We start from the raw sequence: 23,289 nt of genomic DNA on the forward strand, positions 1-23,289 counted from the left end.
CGCTGGACCCGATACCCGCTGACCCCGTATGGGTGCCGCCCCGTCGACACGAGGTACGAAGGAGTATTTGGTGGTCGCGCTGCTCACCACACCGTGACTTGATGTCGCGCGGGCGTGACCATCTCGGTGAAGGTGTGCAGCCAGCGTTGCCCGCTGGTGATCGGGATGGATACGAGGCGGCCATGGCTGATGTGTGGCGGTTGGACCACCCCGCAGTCCTCTCCCGCCGCGCAGTCCAGAAACCCACGTGCCGGAGTCGACCGCGGTCCTGACCGCTCGAGGCCCCACCATCAGCCCCAAGTGTCGGTTACGCCGAGGATGGGACCTCGGGCGGCTCAGCGCCCACGCTGCGGTAGCGTCGAGGCCGCACGCCTGGTGACCACCGTCGTAGGGCTACGCCAGGTCGACGGGATGGCAGGAAGCCCGTGTGGTGTGTGTCCAGAAAGGACCCGCCGATCCATCCAGAACGGGTTCGGCGGAGGCCGAGAAACGACAACAACCGACCATGCTATCTCGGCAGCTCAGGTCCGTTTCAAGCGGATCCCTTGCAGGGCGGGAGGGAGAGGCGAAGAAGAACAAGGGGTCGCAGGTTCAATCCTGTCAGCCCGACGGTCCGAAGAACGCCCGCTGGCTCGGTGGAAACGCCAGGTCAGCGGGCGTTCGATGTTTTTGGGGCGATCCTTAATAGATCGTCGATTGTGGAACGAAAGAATCGTTGTGCTGGCGGATAAGGAGCGAAACAGGAGGAGTACGCTCCAAACCCCTGTCGATCTCGTTAGCTGAAGGGCGCACGCGTCTCGCCTATGCCATTCTTGACGACATCCGGGCGATTCATCGGACACGGCGTTAGGTCGCTCATAACAAGCGAAGCTGGCGGTGCACGTCGAAGAGTCACACGCAGCCAGCGTGTCGTGTGCTGGGAAGGGGAATCGGGCAGCTTGGGGAAGCTGCGATGCCACAGGATGCGGTCCTGTCGCTGGCCGTCCCGTCGGTTGTCGAGGTCATCCAAGGGGTAGTCGGGCGAGTGCCGGTGGAGATCCTCGGTCGCCGGTGATCTACTGCTGCAGTTCACGCGCACTAGGGCGGGCCGACCTGTAGGTCTCGTGTAGGGCTGCTTGACCACTCGTGCGGCAGGGTGGCGGGATGGCTGGCCGATCTGAACGAGCCAAGTCTGGGGTGATGGGCTGAATCATGTCCTGTGGGTTTGTGCGTGGCGGAGGAAGGCGGTGGCGGGAGGGCTGAGGTCGGCGGTGCGCCAGACCAGGGCGTAGTCGACGGTGGGGCCGCCTTCGATGGGCAGGCAGGTCAGGTTCGGGCGGGGGTAGAGCTGTTCGACCTGGGTGCCAACGAGGGCGACGCCGTGGCCGGAGGCGGCGTAGGCCAGGATCTCCTGGAATCCGGGCAGTGTGGTGATCTTGGCCGCCGAGCGGGGGATGGGCAGGTGGTGGTCGACCCAGTACTCGGGGAGGTTTTGGGCGAACAGGAACGTCTGTTCGGCGAGGTCGTCGGCTGTCACCTGCGCACGTCGGGCCAAGGGGTGGGTGGCGGAGACGGCGAGCAGCGCGGTCTCGGACAGCAGGACGGGTCCGACGGTGAGGTCGGGTTCGACGACGGGCAGGGGGAGTACCGACAGGTCGACCTCGGCGCGGCGCAGTGGTCCGTACAGGTCGGCCAGGGCGGTCTCGAGGATGTTCACCTGGATGCCGGGTGCGTGACCGCGGACGGCGTCGATGAGTGTCAGCACCCGGCGTGCCACCGCGGCGGACATGTAGCCCAGGCACAGCTCGCCCGTTTCGCCGCGGCCCGCGGTGACCGCCCGCTCGATCGCGGCCTGGACCTGGGCGTAGGCCGGGCTCAGGTCGTCGCGCAGTTGCCTGCCCAGCGGGGTCAGGTCCACTCGTCGCGTGGTCCTGGTGAACAGCGGGGCGCCGAGCCGGCGTTCCAGTTTCTTGATCGTCTGGCTGATCGAGGCGGGGGCCAGCCGCAGGCGTTCCGCGGTGCGGGCGAAGTGCAGTTCCTCGGCCAGCGTGAGGAACACCTCGATGTCCTGCCGTTCCATATCCGGATTATTCAGTATGGCTGAACAATTGTGGTGAATCCTCTCGTTGATCACGGCGTTGCCCGGAACCAGGATCGGTCACGACCGGCAACGAGATCCAGGAGGCGACGCATGTACGACACCGAGCCGCAGACTGCGGGCGGGAAGGTGCTCTGGCACTTCACGATGTCATTGGACGGGTTCGTGGCGGGGCCCGGCCACGCGATGGACTGGATGGCCGGGATCTCGAACCGCCCCGGGCTGATCGACGAGTACGTCACGACCACCGGCGCCGTGCTGGGCGGCAGGGACGGCTGGGACCTGGCCGTCGCGTCCGGCGGCCGGACGTACGGTGGCGCCTGGGACGGACCGGTCTTCGTGCTCACCCATCACCCCGAGGACGCCACGCCCGCCGACGGCGTTACGTTCCTGACCTGCGGGCCTGCCGAGGCGGTGCGGATCGGGCTGGAGGCGGCCGGCGGCAAGAACCTCGAGGTGCTCTCGCCGACCATCGGCCGTCAGCTCCTCGACCTGGGACTGATCGACGAGATCGACCTGCACATCGCTCCGGTCCTGCTCGGTGACGGCATCCGGCTGTACGACAACCCCGGTGCCGCGCCGGTCCGCCTGCACCGCGTCGGCGAAGGCGACCCGGTGTCGGAGATCAACCTGCGGTACCGGCCTCAGCCACGTGCAGCGGTGAGTGCCTGATGTGGGCCACGGTTCCACGGCTGCTCGCCCGGCACCGCTACCTCGTGCTCGGGACCGTTGACCCTGCGGGCAACCCGTGGGTCACCCCGGTGTTCTACGCGGCCGCTGGCGAGCACCGAGTCCTCTGGCTGTCCTCACCGGACAGTCGCCACTCACGCAACATCGCGGTCTGTCCCACTGTGGCCGTTACAGTCTTCGACACGGGCGCAGCCGTCGGCAAAGCGGAGGCCCTCTATCTCGAAGGGACCGCGAGTCTGGTCGGCGACCACGCTCACCCAGTCGCCGTCGAACTCCTCAACGCACGCCTGGCGGCCGATCAGCAACTCTGTCCCCAAGAGGTAGGACCAGACGGGCCGCTGCGGCTTTACCAAGCGAATGTCACACAGCATTACGTGCTTATTCGGGGCGGTGATCCGCGCTTCGACAACGTCACCGACACCAGACTCCCGGTCGCACCGCCCGGCAACAGTGGTTGTCCGGCCGGGACGCGTGGGGCTGGCGTCGGGCTGAGTCGGCCCGGTTAGTGTAGAGGTCCATTCACCGCTGGTGGACGCGTCACACGACGAAGCCCTGATGGACGGGCTTCCCACCGGCGCTCGTAGTCGAGTCCGCGCTCCACCGAAACGGCTGGTTCGGAACTCATCGGGTCGACGCGTACCGACCTGGGGAGTGCGACGCTGCCGTTCTCGCAGCCCCCGCCTGCGAACTGCCTCGTGAGATGCGTGGCGCCCCTCAGAAATGAGGCCTCCTCGATAGAGGGTGAGATCAGTCCGTCGGCTCCCGTAACAGTTCGCAATTGGCCTATGATCTTCTCTCGGAGCCGCGCCATCGGACGAGGCTCTTATAGGTGCCCGATTGTGCTGCCTAGTAGCTAGCGCCGAGGCGCGTCTCGGCTGAACGGGGGAGTGAAAGTGGGTACGAGGCGACAGCACAAACGACCTGGAGATGCGCGACCCGTCAAACCGCAGTCGAAGGGTGGGGCGCCGAAAGCCGCTACAGACTACCTCGGTTGGATCGCACTCCTCGTGACCGTATTACCTGCGTTGGTCGCGACTTGTCGAATCCTTTCGTTAGCACGCTGGGACTTCACGCTACTGCCGGTCGTGCTCAAGGCGGCAGAGTTTAATGTCGTAGTTCTTCCGGCGTTTCTCCTGTCGTACCACATCATGGGTCTGCTTGGCATCGTGCTGGTTGTGAGGATGCTGCGCGCGCGGGCGATCTCCTTGGTGGCGGCCCGGCTATCACTAGCTTCGCTCGTCGGTTTCGGGCTGATGTTCACCTCCGCCGTTCACGTGGTGCTTCTCTCGATTGTGAGCACCTTGGCGCTTCGCGAAGCTGATCCCGACAAGCCGACCGCGTGGTATGTCAAGCTCGCTTTCGGCGCCTTCGGTTCTGTTTATGTGGTGCTGTTCTTCCTGCGGCTGATGTCCAACACGAACTACTGGCTTCCTAGTGAGATAATTGAGCTGAAGGACAACGCCGGGAAGCATGTGGTGTACGTAGTCGAGTCGGGCGATCATGACCTGACGGCGATTCCGGTCGAGTGGAAGGACCCCCTGATCATTCGACAGGAGGACATCGCACGACGGACCCTCTGTGCGTGGTGGCAGCCGACTACTGCCGAGCGCATCTTTCGTCTTCCGATCGTCCAACTTCTTCAGCCCGAACGAGAGCAGAAAATGTCGCCCTGTTTCAGCTCGTAAGTGCGCTGCACGGTGACTGGGGGCGGATGCCGCCGATGGGAGCACAAGGTCAACGACCACGAGCTGGTCACCCCGCTGGACGGGCACGTTCCCACGCGGACTACGCCGCGCGGCTGGCTGTTACGTGCCCCTCTCAGACGTCGTCGAAGTGCACTGGGCCGAGGTTGCGCACGGTGTGGGCGAGGGCGCGGATGAGGTCGGTCTCGCTGTCGGCCCGCCACACCAGGGCGTAGGACAGGGGTGGCATGTCGTGGACGGGCAGCCATCGGATGTGCGGCATGAGCCAGTACCTGGTGACGTGGGACGGAAAGGTGTGCACGACGTCGCCGTTGCCCACCAGGTTGATCAGTTCGTCGCTGGTGGTCACCCAGTGGGTGCGCTCGATGGCGCGGCCGCGCGGGGTGTGGAACGGCAGGTACCGGTCCTCCCAGTAGTCCAGCCTCAGCGGCGCGGAGGCGTGCGGATGGTCGGCCAGCGTCTCCAGGGAGACCGAGGCCCGGCTGGCCAACTCGTTCTCCGCGAACACCGCCAGCAGGCGGGGGTCGGTGAACAGCACCGGCCCCACGGTCAGGTCCGGCTCCTCCACCGGTAGCCAGACGACCAGCACGTCCGTCTCGCCGCGGCGGAGGGCGGCGAACGGGTCGACGTAAGGCAGGGGACGGACCCGCAGCTCCCACTGCGGGTTCTGGGCGCGGAAGGCCTTCCAGTACGGGTGCAGCTCGGCGACGTTGAACGGCAGCAAGCCGACACGCAGCGTCCCGGTCACGCCACGCGCCGTCAACCGCGCCCGTTCCAGACTGTCGCGCAGCCCGGTGTAGACGGGTCGGAGGTCGTCGCGGAGCTGCTGTCCCAGCGGGGTGAGCCGGATCCGCCTGCGGTTGGAGCGGTCGAACAGCGCGCCGCCCAGACGCCGTTCTTGCCCGGCGATGGCCTGGCTCACCCGCGCCTGGGAGACGTGCAGGCGCTCGGCGGCCCGGCCGAAGTGCAGCTCCTCGGCGAGCGTCAGGAAGATCTCGATATCCCTCAGCTCCATCAACACCTCCCCGCGGCACGACCGGCCGGTGCGATAACCGACGGGTTATCGGCACGCGCGCGAAGTCTACGTTGATCCAGGTCAGGGCGGCGGCGATGGTTGGACCGGTCACCCCATCCTGGAAGGAACCGCGATGTCAGCCCGCATGACCAACCCCGCGTACCTGCTGCCCGACGGCCTCAAGGGCATCGGCTCGATCTTCAAGGCCGTCAACGCAGGCGGCATCTCCCACGAGCTGCAGGAGCTCGTGGCCCTGCGCGCCAGCCAGCTCAACGGCTGCTCGGCGTGCGTGCACGCGCACAACATCAACCTGGTCAAGGCAGGCACGAGCGCCGAGCGGATCGCGGCGGTCGCGGCGTGGCGGGAGGCGCCGTTCTTCGACGACGCCGAGCGGGCCGCGCTGCACATGGCGGAGACGCTGACCCGGCTGGCCGACCGCTCCGGCGACGCCGTGGACGACCGGCTGTGGGACGAGGTCGCCGAGCACTACGACGAGAAGCAGGTCGCCGCGCTGATCCTGCTGATCGGCGTGACCAACATGTTCAACCGCCTCAACGCCGCCATCAAGGAACCGGCTGGCGCCACCTGGAACTGACAAGGAGCACGCCATGAGCGACAAGCTCGACATGACCCCGATGTACGCCATGCACGACGCGCTGAGACGGGAACTGGAACACCTGGCCAAGGTCACCGTCCGCCTGGACGACCCGCGCCGGGTTCTCCGCGCCGCCGTCGGCTGGGAGCTGTTCCGCAAGTCGCTGCACGTCCACCACACCGCCGAGGACGACGCGCTGTGGCCCGCCCTGCGCCGGACCCTGGCCGACCGGCCCGACGACCTGGCGCTGCTGGAGGCGATGGAGGCCGAGCACGCAGGCGTGGACCAGCTCATCGAGGCGATCGACGCGCAGCTGGCCGACCCCGAGGCGCCGCTGAACGGCCTCGGGGACCTGGTCGACTCGCTGGTCACCGGCCTGAGTGGACACCTCAGGCACGAGGAGGCCCAGGCGCTGCCGCTGATCCAGGCCGTCGCCACCCCGCAGCAGTGGGCGCACTTCGGCCAGGTCCACGGCCAGCGCATCGGTCCGGACGCGCCGCGCCTGCTGCCGTGGCTGCTGGAGGGAGCGAGCGACGAGACCGTGGCGACGATGCTCGCTCCATTGCCCGAACCGGCCCGCGCTGCCTTCACGGCTCAGTGGCGGCCCGCTTACGCCGCGCTGGACCGCTGGGGCGCGGCCTGACGGGAACGCGTCATCGAGTGCCGAGCGCTGCCGCGACGTGCCGTCACGGCAGCGCTCGGCTCCACGACCGCCCCGGGACATAGCCGCCGAGCGCGATCCAGGTGGTCAGGTGGATCAGATCGGAAAAGAGTGTCGGCCGGATCAGCGAGCGTCTGTGCGGGTGTCTTCGTATTTCGACGCGAACGTTCATCACTCGGTGAAGAAATTCCGAATCGCGTTGAGCGGGCTCGGATGGGGGCGGTTACCGTCGATTCCGAGATTGATCACCCATTTTCAGGCGGTGGCGATGGACCAACCAGAGCACGTCAATCGCAGGCAGTTGTTGTTCGGTGTCACCGGGCTGGCGGTCCTGGCGGCGGTCGGGGTCGGCGTTCCGGCGCAGGCCGTCGCGATCCCGCCGATCCGGGACACCTTCCAGGGGTTGCTGGTGTTCCTCGTGCCCGGCCGCGACCGGTTCTCCGCGCACCAGGGACGCATCGCCGACGGTCCGAGCGGGGCGGAGACGGGCGCGGCCGGGCCCCTGCAGCGCACCTACGACCAGGCCGTCCCGTTCCCGCTCGTGGGCCGCCCGTTCGACCTGAACCTGCCGGGCGCGGCCGCGGTCGCCGCGATCCTCAACCTCACCGCGCTCGACGTGGACGCCCGTGCCGCGCTGGGCCCCTTCGCCTCGGCGTTCGCCAACCTGTCGTTCGAGGGCAAGGCGGAGGTGTTCCGTCGCCTGGAGCGCCCTGGCCTGGCCGACGGCACCCCGGCGCGGTTCCTCATCAACACCATCCCCACCCTGGCCGCCTTCGCGGCGTACTCCGAGGCGCCGGTGTTCCGGCGGGGTGAGCTGGTCGCCACGCCAGTGGGCTGGCGGCTGTCCGATTACGACGGTGTCAGCGACGGGTGGCCGGAGTTCCTTGGCTACTACCGCGGCGTGGACCGGGTACGGGACTAGGGAGGACGGACATGCCAGACGTAGTGGTGGTGGGCGCGGGCGGCGGCGGGCCGGTGGTCGCCAAGGAACTCGCCGCGCGCGGGCTCGACGTGCTCGTGCTGGAGGCCGGGGCCCGGCACCTGCGGCCCGAGCAGGAGTGGACCCGGCTGGAGGACGACACCAACAACCCGATCACCGGCCTGCTCCGGGTCGGCCCGTCCCGGCGGGAGGAGGCGCCGTGGCTGCGCGACTTCCCGCAGAACTCGTTCGTCTGGCAGATCGCCGGGGTGGGCGGCACGACGCTGCACTACTTCGGCAACTGCCCCCGGCCCGCGCCCGGCGCGTTCTCCGGCTACGACGGCCCCGACCGCGACAACTACGACACCGCCCACCTGTTCCCGTTCACCTACGCGGAGTTCCGGCCGTACCTGGAGTGGTGCGAGGAGACCCTGCCCGTGCGGACCGCGGCCATGGGCACGAAGGAGGCCCTGTTCTTCCGTGGCGCCGAGTCGCTGGGGGTGGCGCACCAGACCTGGAAAGACCTGCGGGGGCCGAGCTACCGGGCGCAGGAGAACGCCATCCTGCAGCCGGAAGGCACCGCGGGACGCACATCGGACCCGCTGCGCCTGCGCTACCCCGAGGCCCGGGGCTGCACCTTCTGCGGCCACTGCTTCCAAGGCTGCCTCGAACCCCGCCACGCCCCGCGCAACCTCAAGGCCCGCCGGTCCACCGACAACTCCTACGTGCCGATGATGCTCACTGCCGACGCGTGGTCGCCCGGCGGCCGCGCCGCGAAGCTGCTCACCGACGCCTACGTGGTGCGCGTGCTGACCGAGCCGGGCGGAGCCGCCGCGCGGGGTGTGGTCTACCGGACCGCCGATGGCGCCCTGCACACCGTCGAGGCCAAGGTAGTAGTGCTCGCGGGAGGGTGTGTGGAGAACCCGCGGCTGTGGTTCACCAGCGGGCTGCCCAATCCCAACGGCTGGGTGGGGCGCGGGCTGACCGAGCACCACCTGGACTGGGTGTTCGGGGTGTTCGACGACTACACCGGGGCGTCCAAGGGCGCCGGGTCGTCGGCCCGCTGCGACTTCCCCGGCTACGGCGGGGTGGAGAACGTCTGCCTGCCGCCTGCGTTGCAGAGCTTCGCGATGACGTTCAGCGACTCGGGGATGGCCGGGTTCTACGACAACGGGAGCGGCGTCGGCCCGCAGGGCGCGGACACCGTGGGCAGGCTGGTCGGCGCGGAGCTCAAGAGCGCGCTAGCCGACGTGGACAACCTGCTTACCGCGCTCGTCGTCACCGACGACGACGTCGAGCCCGCCAACCGCGTCACCCTCTCGCCGACCCTGCCCCCGGACCCGCACGGGCCGGTCCCGCGCATCGAGGTGCGCCACCGCGGCCGCACGGCCCGCACCCGCCGCAACCGCGACTACCTCGCCGCCCGCGCCGCCGAGTTGCTGCGCGCCGCCGGAGCCCGCCGCGTCCACCGGATGGACTGGGCGCCCCTGCTGCTGCACATGCAGTCCAGCATGCGCATGGGCGCCGACCCGGCAACGTCGGTGCTGGACGCGGACGGCCGTTCGCGCTGGGTGGACCGGCTCTACATCGCCGACAACTCGGCCCTGGCCAACTCGGTGGGCGGCGCGAACCCGACCCTGAGCACACAGGCCCTCGCGACCCGGACAGCGGAGAAGATCTTCCAACGACACTTCGGCGGCGACCCCTGGGTGCACACCGAGACCCCGGTCAGCTCCATCGACGACCGCGTGACCAGGGCAGTGATCGAACGCGGCCTCTGACAGCCACCGAGGGTCACATCCGCGACGAGTGCCCACACTGGCTGGGTCACGTGCAGTCGCGCACCCTGGTGCGAAGAGGCTGTGTCTGCCCGCCCGCGTGTGGTGAGACCGCGGGCGGGCGGGTCGGGAGTCAGCCCTGTCCGGTGCGGCGTTTGCGGCTCAGGAACACGAGTGCCGCGCCTGCGGTCAGGACCAGGACACCGAGGAGCGCCAACCACGGTAGGTGCGACGAGACGCCGGTCGAGGGCAGCGAGCCCGGGTTCTTGCCTGCCGGGATCGTCGTCGTGGGTGCGGGTGGCGCGGATGTCGTCGGTGTGGTGGTCGGCTGTGGCTGGGGGATGTGCACGCCCGCGTCGATCGTGTGATCGACCTCTCCGGGGTTGTCCGGCGCCGTGACGGGCGCGTAGCCGTTGCACAGCTGTCCACGGGTCGGCGGGACCACGTTGGAGTCGTGCACCCGGTCGGTGCCGACCACCGGGAGGGTGAAGCGCAGGTCGGCAGCGCGCGGCTGGCGCGGCACGGTTCTCGTGTCCGCGGTGCAGACGTTGAACTGCACGGTGTACTTCGCGCCTGGTGTGAGTTCGTAGGCGGCGCCGACGCCGCCGAAGTAGTACTCGCCCGCCGCGTCGGTCTTGGTGGTGGCGACCTGGGCGCCGGTGTCGTCGAGGAGGTTGACCGTCGCGTCCGGCAGGCGCACGTCCGCCGGGTCCTGGACGCCGTTGCGATCCCCGTCGAACCACACCAGGTTGCCGATCTGGATCGGCGCGTTGGCCGCCTGGTAGGCGATGGCCCCGAGCCCGCCGGACTTGCCGAACCCGTTGCTCGGCCGCCGACCGACGAACTCGTACGCGTTGGCCTTGGGGTTGTTGCCGGGGCCCTCACCGGTCGCGATCCGGTAGTAACCGGTGCCGCCGGTGGCGACGTTGACCGTCGGGTCCATCTGCGTGCTGACCGCCCACTCCAACTGCGGGATGTAGGCAACCGACCCCTGCGCGGCCTCCTGGTGCGCCGCCCGTCCCGCGGGGCCCTGCTGGGAGAAGTAGTCGCCGGGGAAGTACTCGGCCACGCCGCCGCTCTGCTGGCCGTCGTCGAGTTCGTTCGTGTGGTCGGGACAGCTTCCGGTGCCTTCCCACGAGTACCCGCCAGCGGGATTGGCGCAGGCCATGACGATGTCGCCGCCGGAGAAGCCGTTCTCCGGGGTGTTGTCGCCCGGACGCGGGTCCAGACCGCCCCAGCCCACCACGTCCATGAAGCGGTCCCGGAATCCGATGATCATCGAACCGTCGCGCGCGAAGGCCATGCTGGCCAGTTGCGGCTGCGGATCGATCAGGGCGCCGGAGCCGGTCACGTCGTGCTCGTCCCAGGACGCCAGGTCGGTGTTCCAGGGGTTCCACCCGTTGGTCTGGCCGGGGACGGAGCGGCCCGCGAGCACCTCGCCCCGCTCGATGGTCAGCGGCTGGGTCAACACCGTCGTGAACCGGGTGCCGTCATAGGAGTAGACGACGGCTTTCAGGTCCGCGCGGTCCTGAGTGCTCTCCGCGCTGCACACACCCCCGACGTACAGCTTGCCGTCGTGCGCGGCGACCGAGAACGGCCGCCAGTCGGTGGGCGCCGCGCACCCCGGGTCCGGTATGGGCACCGTGGACTCAGGGGCCGAGGCGCTGGCGCCGGTGGCGTCGAAGCTGACCAGGCTGCGCGCCAACAGGTTCACCGCGTACAGGGTGGCGCCGTCCTCCGTCAGGGCGAGACCGCCGATGCTCTCCTTGCCGGGCGCGTCGGTGAATCCCGCGTCCTTGATGATGTTCGCGGTGTCGTGCGGCGTGACCGCCGCGCCCGGCACCTTCGCGAACAGGGTCGGCGCGCCGTCGCCGTCGACCGGCACGGTGTAGATCGCGTTCCCGCCCTCCGGCCCGTACAGCGTGAGCCGTCGGGCGAACGCGCTCTGGAACAGCCTGCGCCGGTCCTTGTCGTATGCCAGCCCGAAGGTCGTGCCCACCTGCGCCTGCGTGGCGAGAGTGGTCGGGCACGCGATGTCCTCCGGGCACGTGCCGCGGGTATCGATGCCGAACGCCACCAGCGCGCGGGTGTCCGTGCCGTTGCCGCCGTTCTGGACCGGCACGAAATAACGGGAGTCGGGAAGGGCGTAGTGCGCGGGGTTCCAGACCGCGGTGATCACCGAGTCGTCCTCGCCGTCCGACACGTCGACGAACGTGGTGAAGCTGTCGAAATGGTTGGCCGCGGTCGAGGCGGGCGCCGCCTGGAGGTACTCGCGGTAGGGCGGCGGAATAGTGACGTCGACTCGATAATGTCCGCCGGAGAGGGCGTCGGACGGGGGGAGCACGACTTTCCCGGTGGCGTCGGTGACGCCGGTGACGCGGTGGCCTTCGGGGTCGGAGATGTCGACGCGCATGCCCTGCTGCGGCACGTCCATCGTCGTGTTGATCACGCCGGTGCCGAAGAAGTCGCGCAGGACCTGGACGGTCAGCGTGCCGTCGGTCGTGGACGCGGCCGCCGTCCCGGTGATCCCGCTGCCGGTCAGCAGCAGCGCGGCCAGCCCCACCCGCACCGGTCGCCCTCTTCGCGTCCGGGTTCTCCGGCTCATCGCATCCCCTTGTGGAAGTCGTGGTGGACAGTTACAGACAACCAGAACCACGTCGCGTCAGCGGCCGCGCAATGGGTGAATCAGGGGGGTGAAATCTCGGACCCCTGTTAGCATCGGCCCGCGTGCGCACTATGCGAATCCGGCAGCGCCGGTCGTCAGGTCCGCGCCGGATAGTCGCTGTCGGCGTCGCGGCGGTCCTAGCGGTCGGGCTGACCGCGTTCCTGGTGCTCGGTTCCGGTGGGAAATCCACGGGTCCCCGTGCACTGACCTCGGACGAGGCGAACCGGCTGGCGATCGCGCGGTTCCGTAACCACGAGGTGGGCGGCCGGGCGGTGACGATCACCGTGCCGACCACCGCGGGCGGGCTGGTCATCACCGGGTCCATCGATTACCGAGCCGGGCTCGGTTATGGCGTGGTGCAAGGCATCGGGCGAGATACCTCCAGTGACGGCCTGATCCAGTGGAGCGCCACTACCGTGTTCGTTCACCCGATGGTGGACGCCCCGGCGCAGGCGCCTCCATCGCCGCCCGAGACCGGTTGGCACCAACGCCCGTTGCGGACGTCCGGCAGTTCGCTGGACAGTGCGCTGCTCATCGCGGTCAGCCTCGGCAGCGACCGGCCGGACAACGCCGAACTGCTGCCGCAGAACGGCGCGGCCTGGGTCGGCGAGGATCAGGTCGGCGACCACGAGGTCGACATCATGAGCGGCCCTGCCGCTCGCGGAAGGGCGCGCACCGCGGGAAACGTCCGCTACTGGGTCGACTCGATCGGGACCATGCACCGGGTCCAGGCGGATGTGGATTCCGAGCCGCAGCCGGTCGTCATCGAGTTCGACGCCCGGGAGCACCTCCCGGTCCAGCCGGTGCCCGGGCTCGTCAACTAGGCAGGTCCCGCACCACGGCGAGATCGGCGAACAGGGACGTCGGCGGCAGCGGGATCGCCCCGATGTCCGGCAGTGCGGGAACGGCGGGAACGGTGGTGGCGCCGTCGGCGCTCGGGAGTTGGGGCTGCGCGACAGGCCCGGCCACCTCGGTGAACGGAATGCCGCGGGGCGCGGTCGGGCTCGCCCACGTGCCGGACGGCGTGGGCCGGTCGGTGGCCGGACACGACGCGGCCGCGAGGAGCTGGTCGGGCACCACCCTCGCGAGCTCGTTGCCGCGCAGGCAGTTGCCCCGACCCCGGGCGGCGGTGGGAAACGTCCAGCCGACGTCGACGCCGTTCCCGGTGAAGGTGTTGCCCACGATCCGGTTGCCGTTGGCGGGGATGTCGGCGGTCGCGGTGATCACGAGCCCGGCGTCGGCGTTGCCGTGGACGCGGTTGCGGACGACCTCGTTCTCGCTGCCGCCGTCGATGCCGATGCCGATGCCCCACCCGCCGTCGGCCTGTTCGGGCGTCGACGCCTGCTGGTTCGCCGCGATCAGGTTGCCCACGACGTGGGCACGTTCCTGCGGGAGCAGCTTCTCCTGGTGATCGGAGTTCATGGTGAGCCCGACTCGGTTTCCGACGAGGCGGTTGCGGACCACGTACATGTCGCCGCTGGCGTTCGTGCCTTCATAGCCGACCGCGTTGAGCTCGGCGACGTTGTCCCGCACCACGATGCGGCAAGGCTTGCACTGCCCGACGTAGATCCCGGAGTCGGCGGAGCCCGACGCGTACGAGTGCTCGATGACACCGTCCTGTGCCGAGAACGCGTAGATGCCGTACAGCCCGTTGCGGGTGGCCGTCACGTGAGAGACCAGGAACGACTTCAGGAAGCTGACCGGCTCGTCTCCGGTGTCGTAGCCGCCGCTGCCCGGCGTTCCGCTGGCCGCCGCCGCCGAACCGGTGACCAGCACGCCGTTCTGCGTGTTGTTCCGCACGGTCAGGTTCTCCACGGCCACCCCGGGCGCGGTGACCACGATGCCGTTCGGCTGCCGCAGCTGTCCGTCGATGACGACCGTGTCCCGGGACTCACCGCGCAGGGTGATCTGGGCCGTGTCGACCCTGACCGACTCGTGGTAGACGCCCGGTGCGACCAAGACGAGGTCTCCGGGCCGGGCGAGCGACACCCCCGCGGAGATCGTCGGGGCGTCGGCAGGCACGCGGATCGTCACGTGCTCGCCCGCCGGTCGACTGCCAGTCTCCGGGGCGGCGCCACAGGCCGCCAGCACCAACGCGGGCGCCGCCACGATCGCGGCGAGACCGGAACGAAGCATGGACGCAGTCTGGCACGGGCTGCGGATTCGCCTGCCCGTGGGTGAATCTGGCACTCTCCAGCCATGCGCCGAGTTGAGGACCACGCGTCTCGCCGCGCCTTCCTCGGTGCGGGCGCCGCGCTGACCGCGGGCCTCGCCGCGGGGTGCGGACCGAGGGATCGGGGTGATCCTCCCGCGTCGACGTCGGTGCCGCCGACGGGTCAGCACCAGGCGGGCATCGTGCTTCCCCGCGAAGCCCAGCCCAACCTGCTGGTCGTCGTGGCCGATGTCGGGGACGAAGTCGCCGTCGGCCCGCTGTTGGCCGAACTCGGCGAGGCCATCCGCACGCTCACCGCGGGAACCGACGCGCGACTGCTGGGCCTGCCGCCCGGCGACCTGACGATCACGGTCGGGATCGGTCCCCGATTGGTGCGCCTGGCCGGTCCTTCCCTGCCCGGCACAACGGATCTCCCGGAATTCGGCCGTGAGCGGATCAGTCCGGCCGCGCGTGGCGGCGACCTGCTGCTGCAGGTCTGCGCGGGAGACGCGGTCGTCCCGTCAGTCGCCGCGGCCGCGTTGCTGGACCAGGCCGGTGACCGGATACGCGAACGCTGGCGCCAGGCCGGACGCCGCGGTTCCACCGTTGCGGTGAACCAAGACCTCACCGCGCCACGCAACGTGTTCGGCTTCCTCGACGGCATCGTCGGCCCGCACACCACCGCCCAACAGCGGCGAGACCTCTGGCTGGCCGGACCACCCCCGGTCGCGGGCGGCACCATCGCCGTGCTCCGACGCATGGAGCTGGACCTGCGGCGGTTCGCCACGTTGTCGGTGACCGACCAGGAAGCTGTCTTCGGCCGACGCCGGGACACCGGCGCGCCGCTGTCCGGCGGCACCATCGCCTCCGACCCCGATCTCAGCGCCAAGACACCGGACGGTCGCTACCTCATCCCCGCGGACGCCCACCTCCGCAGGGCCCACCCCGCCACGGTCGGCGTCGGTCTCATGCTCCGCCGCTCCTACAGCATCGACGATCCCGCCCCCGGCCTGCTCTTCATCAGCTTCCAGAACGACATCCGCACGTTCACCAACACCCTCACCCGCATGGACGACGGCGACGCGCTGCTGTCATTCACCACCACCACTGCCAGCGCGACTTTCCTGATCCTGCCGGGCTTCGATCAACTACCACTCGGCGCCACGCTTTTCAGCTAGTGCCGCGTCTCTGGACGGTGAACCGGTGATCGGTCTGTTCGGGCGACGGGCCGAGGTTCGATGCCGGTCCGCGCCGATCACGGTGGCCAATCCTGCGCTGTGCCAAGGAAGGACGTGGGCCCGCGGCGCGGTGGCCTTCCCCGATAGGCGGTACATCCCGCCGATGACGGGGGATACGGTGGGCAGCGCTCGGTTCGTTCGACCTCCGCCGCGGGCATCGCGCGCTGCACAGCCAGGTCAACCGCCCCGGCTCACATGGAAGGTGACCTCCCGATGCGTTCGCGCGCCGTCCTCGTCCTGCCTGTCCTGACCGTGCTGTTCGGGCATCCTCGCCGCCCCGACGGCCACTGCGGCGCCGGGTGACCTGACCTGTGAGGTCCAGCTCCAGACCGATTTCGCCACGCCGATCACCGGGCCGGTGACCAACAGTCCCGTCGACATCAGCGGCTCGCTCATCGGCTGCGCCTCCGCCACCGGCTACCCGATGCAGTCCGGCGTGATCGAGGGCACCGCCTCCGCCACCTCGACCATCGACACCCCTGCGCGGCGGTGATCCGTGTCGCAGGCACGGGCACGATCACCTGGACGCCCTCAGCGACCAGCCAGTTCGCCTCTGTGTTCAACACCGACCCTGCCCAGGGCGGGCTCGAACTGTCGCTGACCATCACCAGCGGGGTGATGATCGGTGACCAGATGATCCCGCTCGCTTGGTTCACCCCGAACCTCGACTGCCCCCTGACCGGACTAAAGTACCTGGCCCTCGGCGGAGTCGGCACCTTCGAGTAACCCGCAGGATGCGGCGGAGGAGTGTCGGTGACCGCCGTGACGCAGTGGTCACCGCACTCTCCGGGTAGTGGCGGGGGTCGGCCGCAACAAGCTGACGCTTCCTCCGCCTGCTGCTTAGCCGTGTCGGCACCAAGGCGCTCCGCTGCCACCGGCGATCATCGGGTCAATCCGCCGAAGACGGCTGTCGCGGCCGATCAGTGCCCCCAGCGTCACGTTACCGGTGGGAGTTCCTACCGACGGTTTCTCCTTCGGGTGATCCTGGCCCTCCTGCGGATAACCCATCCCTTTGCGTGCAACCCCTTACCCCGGGCCGCGATGCCAGTCGACGGCACTCCACAGTCCGATGATCGAGCACAGTCGGACCGCCTTCGCGGACGCCCGAAACCAGGTGCCGCCGCTGGCGTCCGCGCCCGACGACATCCGGGCTACTGTCTCGTAAGGAGTGCATCATGCGACGATTCACAACCGGTCTGGCCGGTCTCGCCCTGATAGGTGGTGCCGTCATGGCCTCGGCCGTGCCCGCGTCGGCTGTCGAAGGCGAGTTCGTCTACGGCAGCATCACAGGGCAGCCACAAGTATTGGAGGACCCCGACGGATGCGTGAACGTCCAGGGTCGTTACTACGCCGACAACCAGACCGACGAGCAGGCCTCCCTCTACCGAGGCCCGAATTGCACAGGTGAGCCCATCAGGATCCTGTTCCCGAGCGACCAGACCGGCGTGCGCTCGTTCGAGAGCGTGAAGTTCGGGCAGCTTGTCGGCTAGCCGCCGGTCACGGTCCATTGTTGCGCCAATGGCCCGTCTTCGCGCTCTTGTCCCCGGTGGATCTGCCTGCCGGCGACACGCCGGTCACAGCCGGTCGTGGCGATTAGGGGCACGTGGTGACGGTCGACTGATTGGGCGTGCGCCTGGTCCAGGTTGGAGGGATCTGAGATGACCAGGCGCGGGTGGAGGGAACTCAGCGCGGGCAGGCGACGGGCCGTGATTGCTACGGGGGGCGGTGCAGCTTGGGGGAAGCGCCGGTGCGGCCCGTAGGCCTATGGTTTGCGTGCTGATCGCGTCAGGGTCGTCGCGAAGGCGGTGAGCAGGAGGACGTCGATGGTGCCTGCGCCGAGGCCGATCTCTGTGAGCCGGTTGAAGGCGAGTTGGTCGGCACGGGCGACGATGTCGAGGGGCCAGGGGCGACGGGTGAGCAGGGCGAGGACGTCGGTGTGTCGGAGGTGTCGGCCGAGCGCGTGCCGCAGGGCGCGTCGGTAGGAGCGGGCAGGCTGGGGGTGTCATGGCCGCGGTCCCGGAGAGGACGGCGTAGTAGATGCCCTCACCCGTCAGGGGATTGATCAGGGATGCCGCGTCCCCGGTCAGGAGGACCCGCCCGTGCCCCGGAGCGGGGCGGCCGGGGGACAACGGCAGCCGGTGGCCGCGCAACGGGACGGAGCCGAGGCCCGGGATGAGTTCGTGCAACCGCCGGATCAGGTGCGCCCGGGTCGGCGGCACGGAGCTGATGACTTCGCCGTAGCCGACGTTCGCGGTGCCGTCTCTCCGCGCCATCCGCGCCGACGACCGTGCGGGCGAGGATGTCGTCGTCGGTGAGAACCGCAGGGGTCCGTCGGACGGAGTCTGCGGACGCGGTGCCGCCGCAGCACCGCCCCCGCGGCCTGAGCCGCCTGCACGAGTCGAAGATCCAGGACCCGACGGGGCACGACGAACGCGGGCCGGGTGAAGGGCCGGGCGAACCGCACGCCACCCGGCGACACCAGCCTGAGCCTGGACACGGGCTCGCTGCCCGCGGTCAGTTCGGCGACGTCGACCCCGAGATCTGCGAGCAAATCCATGGCGTGCGGGGCGATTCCGTCACCACGGGCCTTGGCGCGCGGGAACGCGGCGGCATCCAGCAGCAGCACCTTCGCGCTCCGATCGGCCCGCATCGCGGCGATGGCCGCGGCCGAGCCCGCGGGCCCGGCACCGATCACCACGAGATCCCATTCCGCCTCGCGCGGGCTCATCGGTCTTGGCGGTCCGAAGGAGCGGGCCGTCGAACTCGGCGATGAGAGCAACGCCCGTCACGTGTCGACCACACCCGTCGACCGTACGACCTGCGCACGGGCACGGCAGGTGCGGTAACCCGTTCGGGGCTGGATCTCCCAGCGGAACCGGTGCGGTGTCACACCCGTGGCAAGGTGGATCATCAGCAGTTCACGGCCGATCGGATGACCGGGGCGAGCCGGTCAGGACGCGGTTGGATCGGCTGCCCTGGCCGCCCGCTCGATTTCCGTCCGCCGGTTCTCCCAGAAGGCGGCGTCCTGTCCCCGCCGGGCCATTCCTTCCGCGTCCATCTCGACCTCGCCGTCCAACTGCTCCCGCAGGATGTCGGCGTGCCCGGCGTGCCGACTGGTCTCCGTGAGCACGTGGACCAGAACGTTGAACAGCATCACGTCAGGACGCGGCCACCAGGGCACGTAGCCGGGCGAGTCGATGGCGAGAGCAGCGATCGTGGCGTCGGAGTGCTCCCAGACTCGTCGGTAGCGGCTGGTGATCTCCTCGCGTGTTTCGTGCTCAGTCGCCCACAGGTCGGTACCGCGCTGTTCGACGTCGTCCCACCGGGGGATGCACTCGGGGAACGGACGATCGAAGACCTCGCCGAAGTACCGCGACTCCGACACCGACAGGTGCTTGACCAGACCGAGAAGGTTGGTTCCGGTGGAGGTCAGGGGACGACGGATGGCGTACTCGGACAGCCCGTCGAGCTTCCGGAGCATCGCCGCACGGATCTCTCGCAGGTCGCTGTGCAGGTATTCCTTCGCGAAATCATCGATCACAGGTACGAGCATGCACCGACAGCCCCATCGCCGACCGGCGTCATCGCCGCGATGTACGTCGCGTCCTCAGCCGACCGTGCTCACCCTGGTGTTGGCGCCTGATGGGGCGCGGATACGGCATGTCCCAGGAGCCGTACTGCTCAGCGGTCAGGACGGACGGCTGCCAGGGCGACGTTGGGGCGGACCGGATCGGGTGAACCGGTCGGGTCTTCCGTTAATGCCGCCCCCGTGGGGGCATTCGCCTCACGCTCGGTCTGCTGGCTGGTGGGGAGGTGTGATGTCATCGCGCTGGGTCGATGTGGTGGTCGTGGGCAATGGGGTCCTGGGCCTGTCGACCGCGGTGCGGCTCGCGGGCCGGGATCCAGGGGTTCGGGTAGCCGTGGTGGGGCCCGCGGGACGGGATCGGGGGGCGTCGGTCGCGGCGGGGGCGATGTTGAACTGCTTCGGCGAGGTGACCACGGACACCGGAGCGCATCCGGCGGGCCGGGCGCGGTTCTTCATCGCCCGTCAGGCGTTGGACGAGTGGCCGGGGTGGCTGGACGCGCTGGTCGAGCTGGCCGGGCCGGAAGCCGCCGCGGTGCGCGAGACCTCGGTGGCGGGCACGGTGGTCGTGCTCAGCGGCAGGTCGGGTCGGGTGGCCACGGCCAACTTCGCGGCGATCGAGGCCGCGTTGGTCGAGCACGGCGAGCCGCACGAGTCGGTGGCTGTCGAGGATGTGGCGGGGTTGACGCCGGAGTTCGGCGCGCACCCGTCGCGGGCGGTGCACCTGCCGCGCGAAGGTGCGGTCGACGCGCGGGCGGTGATGGCGGCGCTGGAGGCGGCGGCCCGGCGCCTCGGTGTCGACATCGTCGACGCCATCGTCCGGGAGCTGCTGGTCGACGCGGGCAAGGTGCGGGGCGTGCGCCTCACCGACGGGGAGACGATCGCCGCGGGCACCGCAGTGCTCGCCGCGGGCAGCGCCAGCGGCGCGCTCGCCCAGGCCGTGCTGCCCCCCGGCGCGGTCCCGCCGGTGTTGCACGGCACCGGCCTCGCACTGTTGGTCGAGCCGCCCCCGTCAGGCCCGCGTCACGTCCTGCGCACCCCCAACCGCGCCGGATCCTGCGGTCTGCACCTCGTGCCCGCCACGGACCCGCTGTACGCCGGGGCCACCAACATCATCACCCCCGACCCGGCCCCCGGACCGGACATCGGCTCTAGTCAGACGCTCCTGCGCATGCTGTGCGAGCAGTTCGACCACCACCTCGCCGACTGTCACGTCCACCGCTGGCTGTGTGGGGCACGCCCGGTCACCGCGGACGGCTTCCCCCTCATCGGCGGCTGCTCCATCGACGGCCTCGTGCTCGCCACCGGCACCCACCGCGACGGCTTCCACTGCTCACCCGTCATCTCCACCCACATCGCCGACATCGTCCTCGGCGACAGCACCGACGACAGGTTCGACCGGTTCGCCCCCGAACGACCGCCCATCGAGGCGATGCCCCTGGAACAGGCCATCACCGAAGCGATCGACCATGAGACCGACGCCCACTACGAATACGGCCTGACCCTGCCCTACTGGCTCGACGAGGACGAAGTGCGCGCCCACATCCGGCAGCGCGTGCGGCGGGTTTACGAGCACCTCGACACCGCCCTGCTGCCGGAAACCGTCTGCATCACCCGCGCCGCTGTGGACCCCGCCAGAGAAGACCTCCTGGACACCTACCTCCGCGCCGCCCGCGCCTACCACGCGGACTGCAAAGACCACACTGACACCGCGACCCAAGAACGCGACTCACGCTGACCGCGTCGCCGGGGCCGTCCCTACTCTCCGGCCATGAGCGGGTCGGCGCATGTTGGCATCAGCGCAACCGCAAGCCACCCGGACCGGTTACCGGGTCAACGGTCCAAGATGGAGCAATAGTCACCGCTGCAGCGAATATGGCGCGTCTGGGGTCGAGGGGCGCAGGTTCAAATCCTGTCAGCCCGACGGTCTGATGAACGTTGGCTCGGAAGTTTGCTGACTGCAGTGGCAGGCCGACAGCTGGTCCTGAAGCGCTCACGTCAAAGAACGGGCTGATTTGCTGCGCGGGTGAGGCGGGTGGCCAGGGTTTTGATGTGGGTGACGAGTTCTGGGGGTTCGTGGACCTGGAAGTCGAATCCTGTGGTGGTGACGTAGATGGCCAGCTCGTCTAGGGAGTTGGAGCCTGCTCGGAGGGTGCAGTGGTGGTCGTCGATCGGTTCCAGTGTCGCGGTGGTGGGGGCGAAACGTTCGGCCGCGGTCTTGGCGTTGGTGTGCAGGGTGATCCGGGCTTGGTAGCGGTAGGCGGCGGTGGAGATCGCTCGGGAGGTGTAGCCGCTGAGGTCGGGGTCGGGTGGGGTGCGGGGGATGAACCGGGGGCCGGTTGGTGTGCGTGGGGTGAGACGGTCCACGCGGTAAGTGCGCCAATCCTGGCGATCGACGTCCCAGGCGATGAGGTACCAGCGCCTGCCCGCGTGCACGAGTCGGTGTGGCTCGGTGGTGCGGGTGGTGATGGTGTCGTCGTGGGTGCGGTAGTCGAAGCGCAGACGCACTGCGTCGCGGCATGCGGTGGCGATGGCGGTGAGGGTGCTCGGATCGACGGTGGGTCCGGTGTTGGCCATCGGCACGGTCATGGTCTGGAGGGCGTTGATCCGGTGGCGCAGCCGAGAGGGCAGCACCTGTTCGAGTTTGGCCAGTGCCCGCACCGAGGTCTCCTCGATGCCGGTGATCGAACCGCTGGCTGCCGTGCGCAGGCCCATCGCGACCGCGACGGCCTCGTCGTCGTCGAGCAGCAGCGGCGGCAGGTCCGCCCCGGCGGCGAGCCGATAGCCCGCCGTGCCCGCGGTCGCGTGCACGGGGTAGCCGAGGCCGCGCAGCCGGTCGATGTCGCGGCGAACGGTACGGGGCGTGACCTCCAGCCGCTCCGCCAGTTCGGCGCCGGACCAGTCGCGCCGGGTCTGCAGCAGCGAGAGCAGTCGCAGCAGCCGCGTCGAGGTTTCCCACATGCCCTGAAGCCTGCCATCGAGCTAGGACCGATCCTGACCTAACCGTCTTCTAGCGTCGATCTCATGCAGAAGAGCAGCGACATCCGGTCCTTCACCATCGACGTTCCCCAGGCCGACTTGGACGACCTGCGCGACCGGCTGGCCAGGACGAGGTGGACCCAGGACCTGCCCGGTGTGGGCTGGAGCCGGGGCGTGCCGGTCGACTACCTGAAGGGGTTGGCGGAGTACTGGCGCGACGGCTACGACTGGCGTCGCCACGAGCGGGAGTTGAACTCCTTCCCGCACTTCACGACCGAGATCGATGGGCAGAACATCCACTTCATGCATGTGCGCTCCCCCGAACCGGACGCGCTGCCGCTGATCCTGATCCACGGCTGGCCCGGCTCGATCGTCGAGTTCCGGAACGTCATCGGCCCGCTCACCGACCCCCGTGCACACGGCGGCGACCCGGCCCAGGCGTTCCACCTGGTGATCCCGTCGATTCCCGGGAGCGGCTTCTCCGGCCCGACCACTGAGCCCGGGTGGGACACCAACCGGGTGACCCGGGCGTTCGCCGAGCTGATGGAGCGGCTCGGCTACGACCGCTATGGGGCGCAGGGCGGCGACACCGGCGCGATCATCTCCCCGGGGCTCGGTCGGCTCAATCCGGATCGGGTCGTCGGCGTGCACGCCAATGGGCTCTCCGCGTTCACCCGGGTCAACGCCGACGAGGTTCCCGAGCTGACCGATGCCGAGCGCGCACGCCTCGCGCACCTGGAGTACCTGGAGACCGAGCAGTCCGGCTACGCCATGATGCAGATCAGCAGGCCGCAGACGCTGGCGCACGGGCTGCACGATTCCCCGGTCGGGCAGCTGGCCTGGATCGTGGAGAAGTTCAAGGAGTGGACCGACCCGGCCGCCAAGCTACCCGAGGACGCGGTCGACCGGGACCTGTTGCTCACCAACGTGATGCTGTACTGGCTGACCGGCACCGCGGGCTCCTCGGCCAACAGCTACTACGAGACCGCACACAACGGAGCCTGGGGTGCGGGCGAACGCTCCACCGTGCCGACCGGAGTCGCGGTGTTCCCCCTCGACGTGTCGATTCGCCGGACCCTCGAGCTCGAACACACCATCACGCACTGGTCCGAGTTCGACCGCGGCGGCCACTTCGCCGCCATGGAGGCTCCCGATCTCCTCATCAAGGATGTCCGCGCGTTCTTCAGCACACTCCGCTGACACGTCGCCGACCTCACCGCGGGTCGGCGCCGCG

General features: G+C 69.3%; 21 protein-coding genes. 14 read left to right on the plus strand and 7 right to left on the minus strand.

Annotated elements, in window-relative coordinates:
• Positions 1 to 1,189: 1,189 nt before the first annotated feature.
• Entirely contained in the window at positions 1,190 to 2,059 is an 870-nt protein-coding gene (locus Actkin_RS10980) for a LysR family transcriptional regulator (protein ID WP_258906973.1), read from the minus strand.
• A gap of 111 nt (positions 2,060 to 2,170) precedes the next feature.
• On the opposite strand from Actkin_RS10980, the gene Actkin_RS10985 reads away from it, so the two are divergent.
• From Actkin_RS10985 to Actkin_RS10990, 3 genes are all read left to right on the plus strand, one after another.
• Positions 2,171 to 2,749 carry a dihydrofolate reductase family protein gene (locus Actkin_RS10985; protein ID WP_258906974.1) on the plus strand — a complete coding sequence of 193 codons (579 nt, stop codon included), beginning with the start codon at positions 2,171 to 2,173 and terminating at the stop codon, positions 2,747 to 2,749.
• Positions 2,749 to 3,273: a pyridoxamine 5'-phosphate oxidase family protein gene (locus tag Actkin_RS32730; protein WP_396122956.1), complete on the plus strand. Its 525-nt coding sequence runs from the start codon at positions 2,749 to 2,751 to the stop codon at positions 3,271 to 3,273. The genes Actkin_RS10985 and Actkin_RS32730 overlap by 1 nt, the downstream gene beginning before the upstream one ends.
• Before the next feature lie 579 nt (positions 3,274 to 3,852).
• Positions 3,853 to 4,452 carry a hypothetical protein gene (locus Actkin_RS10990; RefSeq protein ID WP_258906975.1) on the plus strand — a complete coding sequence of 200 codons (600 nt, stop codon included), beginning with the start codon at positions 3,853 to 3,855 and terminating at the stop codon, positions 4,450 to 4,452.
• A gap of 133 nt (positions 4,453 to 4,585) precedes the next feature.
• Here Actkin_RS10990 and Actkin_RS10995 read toward each other — a convergent pair whose 3' ends face one another.
• A complete protein-coding gene (locus Actkin_RS10995) occupies positions 4,586 to 5,485 on the minus strand; it encodes a LysR family transcriptional regulator (protein ID WP_258906976.1) in 900 nt (299 codons plus the stop codon).
• A 133-nt stretch (positions 5,486 to 5,618) separates the two neighbouring features.
• Between Actkin_RS10995 and Actkin_RS11000 the strand changes: the two genes are divergently transcribed.
• From Actkin_RS11000 to Actkin_RS11015, 4 genes are all read left to right on the plus strand, one after another.
• A complete protein-coding gene (locus tag Actkin_RS11000; protein ID WP_258906977.1) occupies positions 5,619 to 6,080 on the plus strand; it encodes a carboxymuconolactone decarboxylase family protein in 462 nt (153 codons plus the stop codon).
• Positions 6,081 to 6,093: 13 nt separating this feature from the next.
• Positions 6,094 to 6,723 carry a hemerythrin domain-containing protein gene (locus Actkin_RS11005; protein WP_258906978.1) on the plus strand — a complete coding sequence of 210 codons (630 nt, stop codon included), beginning with the start codon at positions 6,094 to 6,096 and terminating at the stop codon, positions 6,721 to 6,723.
• 286 nt (positions 6,724 to 7,009) lie between these two features.
• A complete protein-coding gene (locus tag Actkin_RS11010; protein ID WP_258906979.1) occupies positions 7,010 to 7,663 on the plus strand; it encodes a hypothetical protein in 654 nt (217 codons plus the stop codon).
• 11 nt (positions 7,664 to 7,674) lie between these two features.
• Positions 7,675 to 9,441 (plus strand): GMC family oxidoreductase N-terminal domain-containing protein, encoded by a 1,767-nt coding sequence (locus tag Actkin_RS11015; protein WP_258906980.1) that lies wholly within the window; start codon positions 7,675 to 7,677, stop codon positions 9,439 to 9,441.
• A gap of 130 nt (positions 9,442 to 9,571) precedes the next feature.
• Here Actkin_RS11015 and Actkin_RS11020 read toward each other — a convergent pair whose 3' ends face one another.
• On the minus strand, positions 9,572 to 12,007 hold the full coding sequence (locus tag Actkin_RS11020; RefSeq protein ID WP_258906981.1) for an SdrD B-like domain-containing protein: 2,436 nt from the start codon (positions 12,005 to 12,007) through the stop codon (positions 9,572 to 9,574).
• A 167-nt stretch (positions 12,008 to 12,174) separates the two neighbouring features.
• Between Actkin_RS11020 and Actkin_RS11025 the strand changes: the two genes are divergently transcribed.
• Positions 12,175 to 12,927: a hypothetical protein gene (locus Actkin_RS11025; RefSeq protein ID WP_258907903.1), complete on the plus strand. Its 753-nt coding sequence runs from the start codon at positions 12,175 to 12,177 to the stop codon at positions 12,925 to 12,927.
• Here the strand turns inward: Actkin_RS11025 and Actkin_RS11030 are convergent.
• On the minus strand, positions 12,920 to 14,239 hold the full coding sequence (locus tag Actkin_RS11030) for a right-handed parallel beta-helix repeat-containing protein (RefSeq protein ID WP_258906982.1): 1,320 nt from the start codon (positions 14,237 to 14,239) through the stop codon (positions 12,920 to 12,922). The genes Actkin_RS11025 and Actkin_RS11030 overlap by 8 nt on opposite strands.
• Positions 14,240 to 14,302: 63 nt before the next feature.
• On the opposite strand from Actkin_RS11030, the gene Actkin_RS11035 reads away from it, so the two are divergent.
• The 4 genes from Actkin_RS11035 (at position 14,303) to Actkin_RS11050 (ending at position 16,983) form a co-directional block, all read left to right on the plus strand.
• The gene (locus tag Actkin_RS11035; RefSeq protein WP_258906983.1) at positions 14,303 to 15,433 is read left to right on the plus strand and encodes a Dyp-type peroxidase; all 1,131 of its coding nucleotides are present in this window, start codon (positions 14,303 to 14,305) and stop codon (positions 15,431 to 15,433) included.
• Positions 15,434 to 15,851: 418 nt separating this feature from the next.
• Positions 15,852 to 15,986, plus strand: a complete 135-nt coding sequence (locus Actkin_RS11040) for a hypothetical protein (protein ID WP_258906984.1) — start codon at positions 15,852 to 15,854, stop codon at positions 15,984 to 15,986.
• On the plus strand, positions 15,983 to 16,219 hold the full coding sequence (locus Actkin_RS11045; protein ID WP_258906985.1) for a hypothetical protein: 237 nt from the start codon (positions 15,983 to 15,985) through the stop codon (positions 16,217 to 16,219). Before Actkin_RS11040 ends, Actkin_RS11045 begins: the two co-directional genes overlap by 4 nt.
• A 449-nt stretch (positions 16,220 to 16,668) precedes the next feature.
• A complete protein-coding gene (locus Actkin_RS11050; protein WP_258906986.1) occupies positions 16,669 to 16,983 on the plus strand; it encodes a hypothetical protein in 315 nt (104 codons plus the stop codon).
• Positions 16,984 to 17,687: 704 nt separating this feature from the next.
• Here Actkin_RS11050 and Actkin_RS32735 read toward each other — a convergent pair.
• The gene (locus tag Actkin_RS32735; protein ID WP_396122957.1) at positions 17,688 to 18,221 is read right to left on the minus strand and encodes an NAD(P)/FAD-dependent oxidoreductase; all 534 of its coding nucleotides are present in this window, start codon (positions 18,219 to 18,221) and stop codon (positions 17,688 to 17,690) included.
• A 222-nt stretch (positions 18,222 to 18,443) separates the two neighbouring features.
• The gene (locus Actkin_RS11055; RefSeq protein WP_258906987.1) at positions 18,444 to 19,046 is read right to left on the minus strand and encodes a DinB family protein; all 603 of its coding nucleotides are present in this window, start codon (positions 19,044 to 19,046) and stop codon (positions 18,444 to 18,446) included.
• A 265-nt stretch (positions 19,047 to 19,311) separates the two neighbouring features.
• Between Actkin_RS11055 and Actkin_RS11060 the strand changes: the two genes are divergently transcribed.
• Positions 19,312 to 20,814 (plus strand): NAD(P)/FAD-dependent oxidoreductase, encoded by a 1,503-nt coding sequence (locus tag Actkin_RS11060; protein ID WP_258906988.1) that lies wholly within the window; start codon positions 19,312 to 19,314, stop codon positions 20,812 to 20,814.
• A 260-nt stretch (positions 20,815 to 21,074) separates the two neighbouring features.
• Here the strand turns inward: Actkin_RS11060 and Actkin_RS11065 are convergent, their stop codons facing one another.
• Complete coding sequence (locus Actkin_RS11065; protein ID WP_258906989.1) at positions 21,075 to 22,037, minus strand: helix-turn-helix transcriptional regulator; 963 nt, start codon at positions 22,035 to 22,037, stop codon at positions 21,075 to 21,077.
• A 63-nt stretch (positions 22,038 to 22,100) separates the two neighbouring features.
• On the opposite strand from Actkin_RS11065, the gene Actkin_RS11070 reads away from it, so the two are divergent.
• Positions 22,101 to 23,255, plus strand: a complete 1,155-nt coding sequence (locus Actkin_RS11070; protein WP_258906990.1) for an epoxide hydrolase family protein — start codon at positions 22,101 to 22,103, stop codon at positions 23,253 to 23,255.
• Positions 23,256 to 23,289 lie beyond the last annotated feature (34 nt).

It is taken from the genome of Actinokineospora sp. UTMC 2448 (assembly GCF_024760565.1).
Taxonomy (GTDB): domain Bacteria; phylum Actinomycetota; class Actinomycetes; order Mycobacteriales; family Pseudonocardiaceae; genus Actinokineospora; species Actinokineospora fastidiosa.

What these genes read in the sequence shown, in the direction of transcription:
- Actkin_RS10980 (WP_258906973.1), bottom strand. Translation starts at nt 2,059, where the DNA reads ATGGAACGGCAGGACATCGAGGTGTTCCTCACGCTGGCCGAGGAACTG.
- Actkin_RS10985 (WP_258906974.1), top strand. Translation starts at nt 2,171, where the DNA reads ATGTACGACACCGAGCCGCAGACTGCGGGCGGGAAGGTGCTCTGGCAC.
- Actkin_RS32730 (WP_396122956.1), top strand. Translation starts at nt 2,749, where the DNA reads ATGTGGGCCACGGTTCCACGGCTGCTCGCCCGGCACCGCTACCTCGTG.
- Actkin_RS10995 (WP_258906976.1), bottom strand. Translation starts at nt 5,485, where the DNA reads ATGGAGCTGAGGGATATCGAGATCTTCCTGACGCTCGCCGAGGAGCTG.
- Actkin_RS11000 (WP_258906977.1), top strand. Translation starts at nt 5,619, where the DNA reads ATGTCAGCCCGCATGACCAACCCCGCGTACCTGCTGCCCGACGGCCTC.
- Actkin_RS11005 (WP_258906978.1), top strand. Translation starts at nt 6,094, where the DNA reads ATGAGCGACAAGCTCGACATGACCCCGATGTACGCCATGCACGACGCG.
- Actkin_RS11010 (WP_258906979.1), top strand. Translation starts at nt 7,010, where the DNA reads ATGGACCAACCAGAGCACGTCAATCGCAGGCAGTTGTTGTTCGGTGTC.
- Actkin_RS11015 (WP_258906980.1), top strand. Translation starts at nt 7,675, where the DNA reads ATGCCAGACGTAGTGGTGGTGGGCGCGGGCGGCGGCGGGCCGGTGGTC.
- Actkin_RS11025 (WP_258907903.1), top strand. Translation starts at nt 12,175, where the DNA reads ATGCGAATCCGGCAGCGCCGGTCGTCAGGTCCGCGCCGGATAGTCGCT.
- Actkin_RS11030 (WP_258906982.1), bottom strand. Translation starts at nt 14,239, where the DNA reads ATGCTTCGTTCCGGTCTCGCCGCGATCGTGGCGGCGCCCGCGTTGGTG.
- Actkin_RS11035 (WP_258906983.1), top strand. Translation starts at nt 14,303, where the DNA reads ATGCGCCGAGTTGAGGACCACGCGTCTCGCCGCGCCTTCCTCGGTGCG.
- Actkin_RS11050 (WP_258906986.1), top strand. Translation starts at nt 16,669, where the DNA reads ATGCGACGATTCACAACCGGTCTGGCCGGTCTCGCCCTGATAGGTGGT.
- Actkin_RS32735 (WP_396122957.1), bottom strand. Translation starts at nt 18,221, where the DNA reads ATGAGCCCGCGCGAGGCGGAATGGGATCTCGTGGTGATCGGTGCCGGG.
- Actkin_RS11055 (WP_258906987.1), bottom strand. Translation starts at nt 19,046, where the DNA reads ATGCTCGTACCTGTGATCGATGATTTCGCGAAGGAATACCTGCACAGC.
- Actkin_RS11060 (WP_258906988.1), top strand. Translation starts at nt 19,312, where the DNA reads ATGTCATCGCGCTGGGTCGATGTGGTGGTCGTGGGCAATGGGGTCCTG.
- Actkin_RS11065 (WP_258906989.1), bottom strand. Translation starts at nt 22,037, where the DNA reads ATGTGGGAAACCTCGACGCGGCTGCTGCGACTGCTCTCGCTGCTGCAG.
- Actkin_RS11070 (WP_258906990.1), top strand. Translation starts at nt 22,101, where the DNA reads ATGCAGAAGAGCAGCGACATCCGGTCCTTCACCATCGACGTTCCCCAG.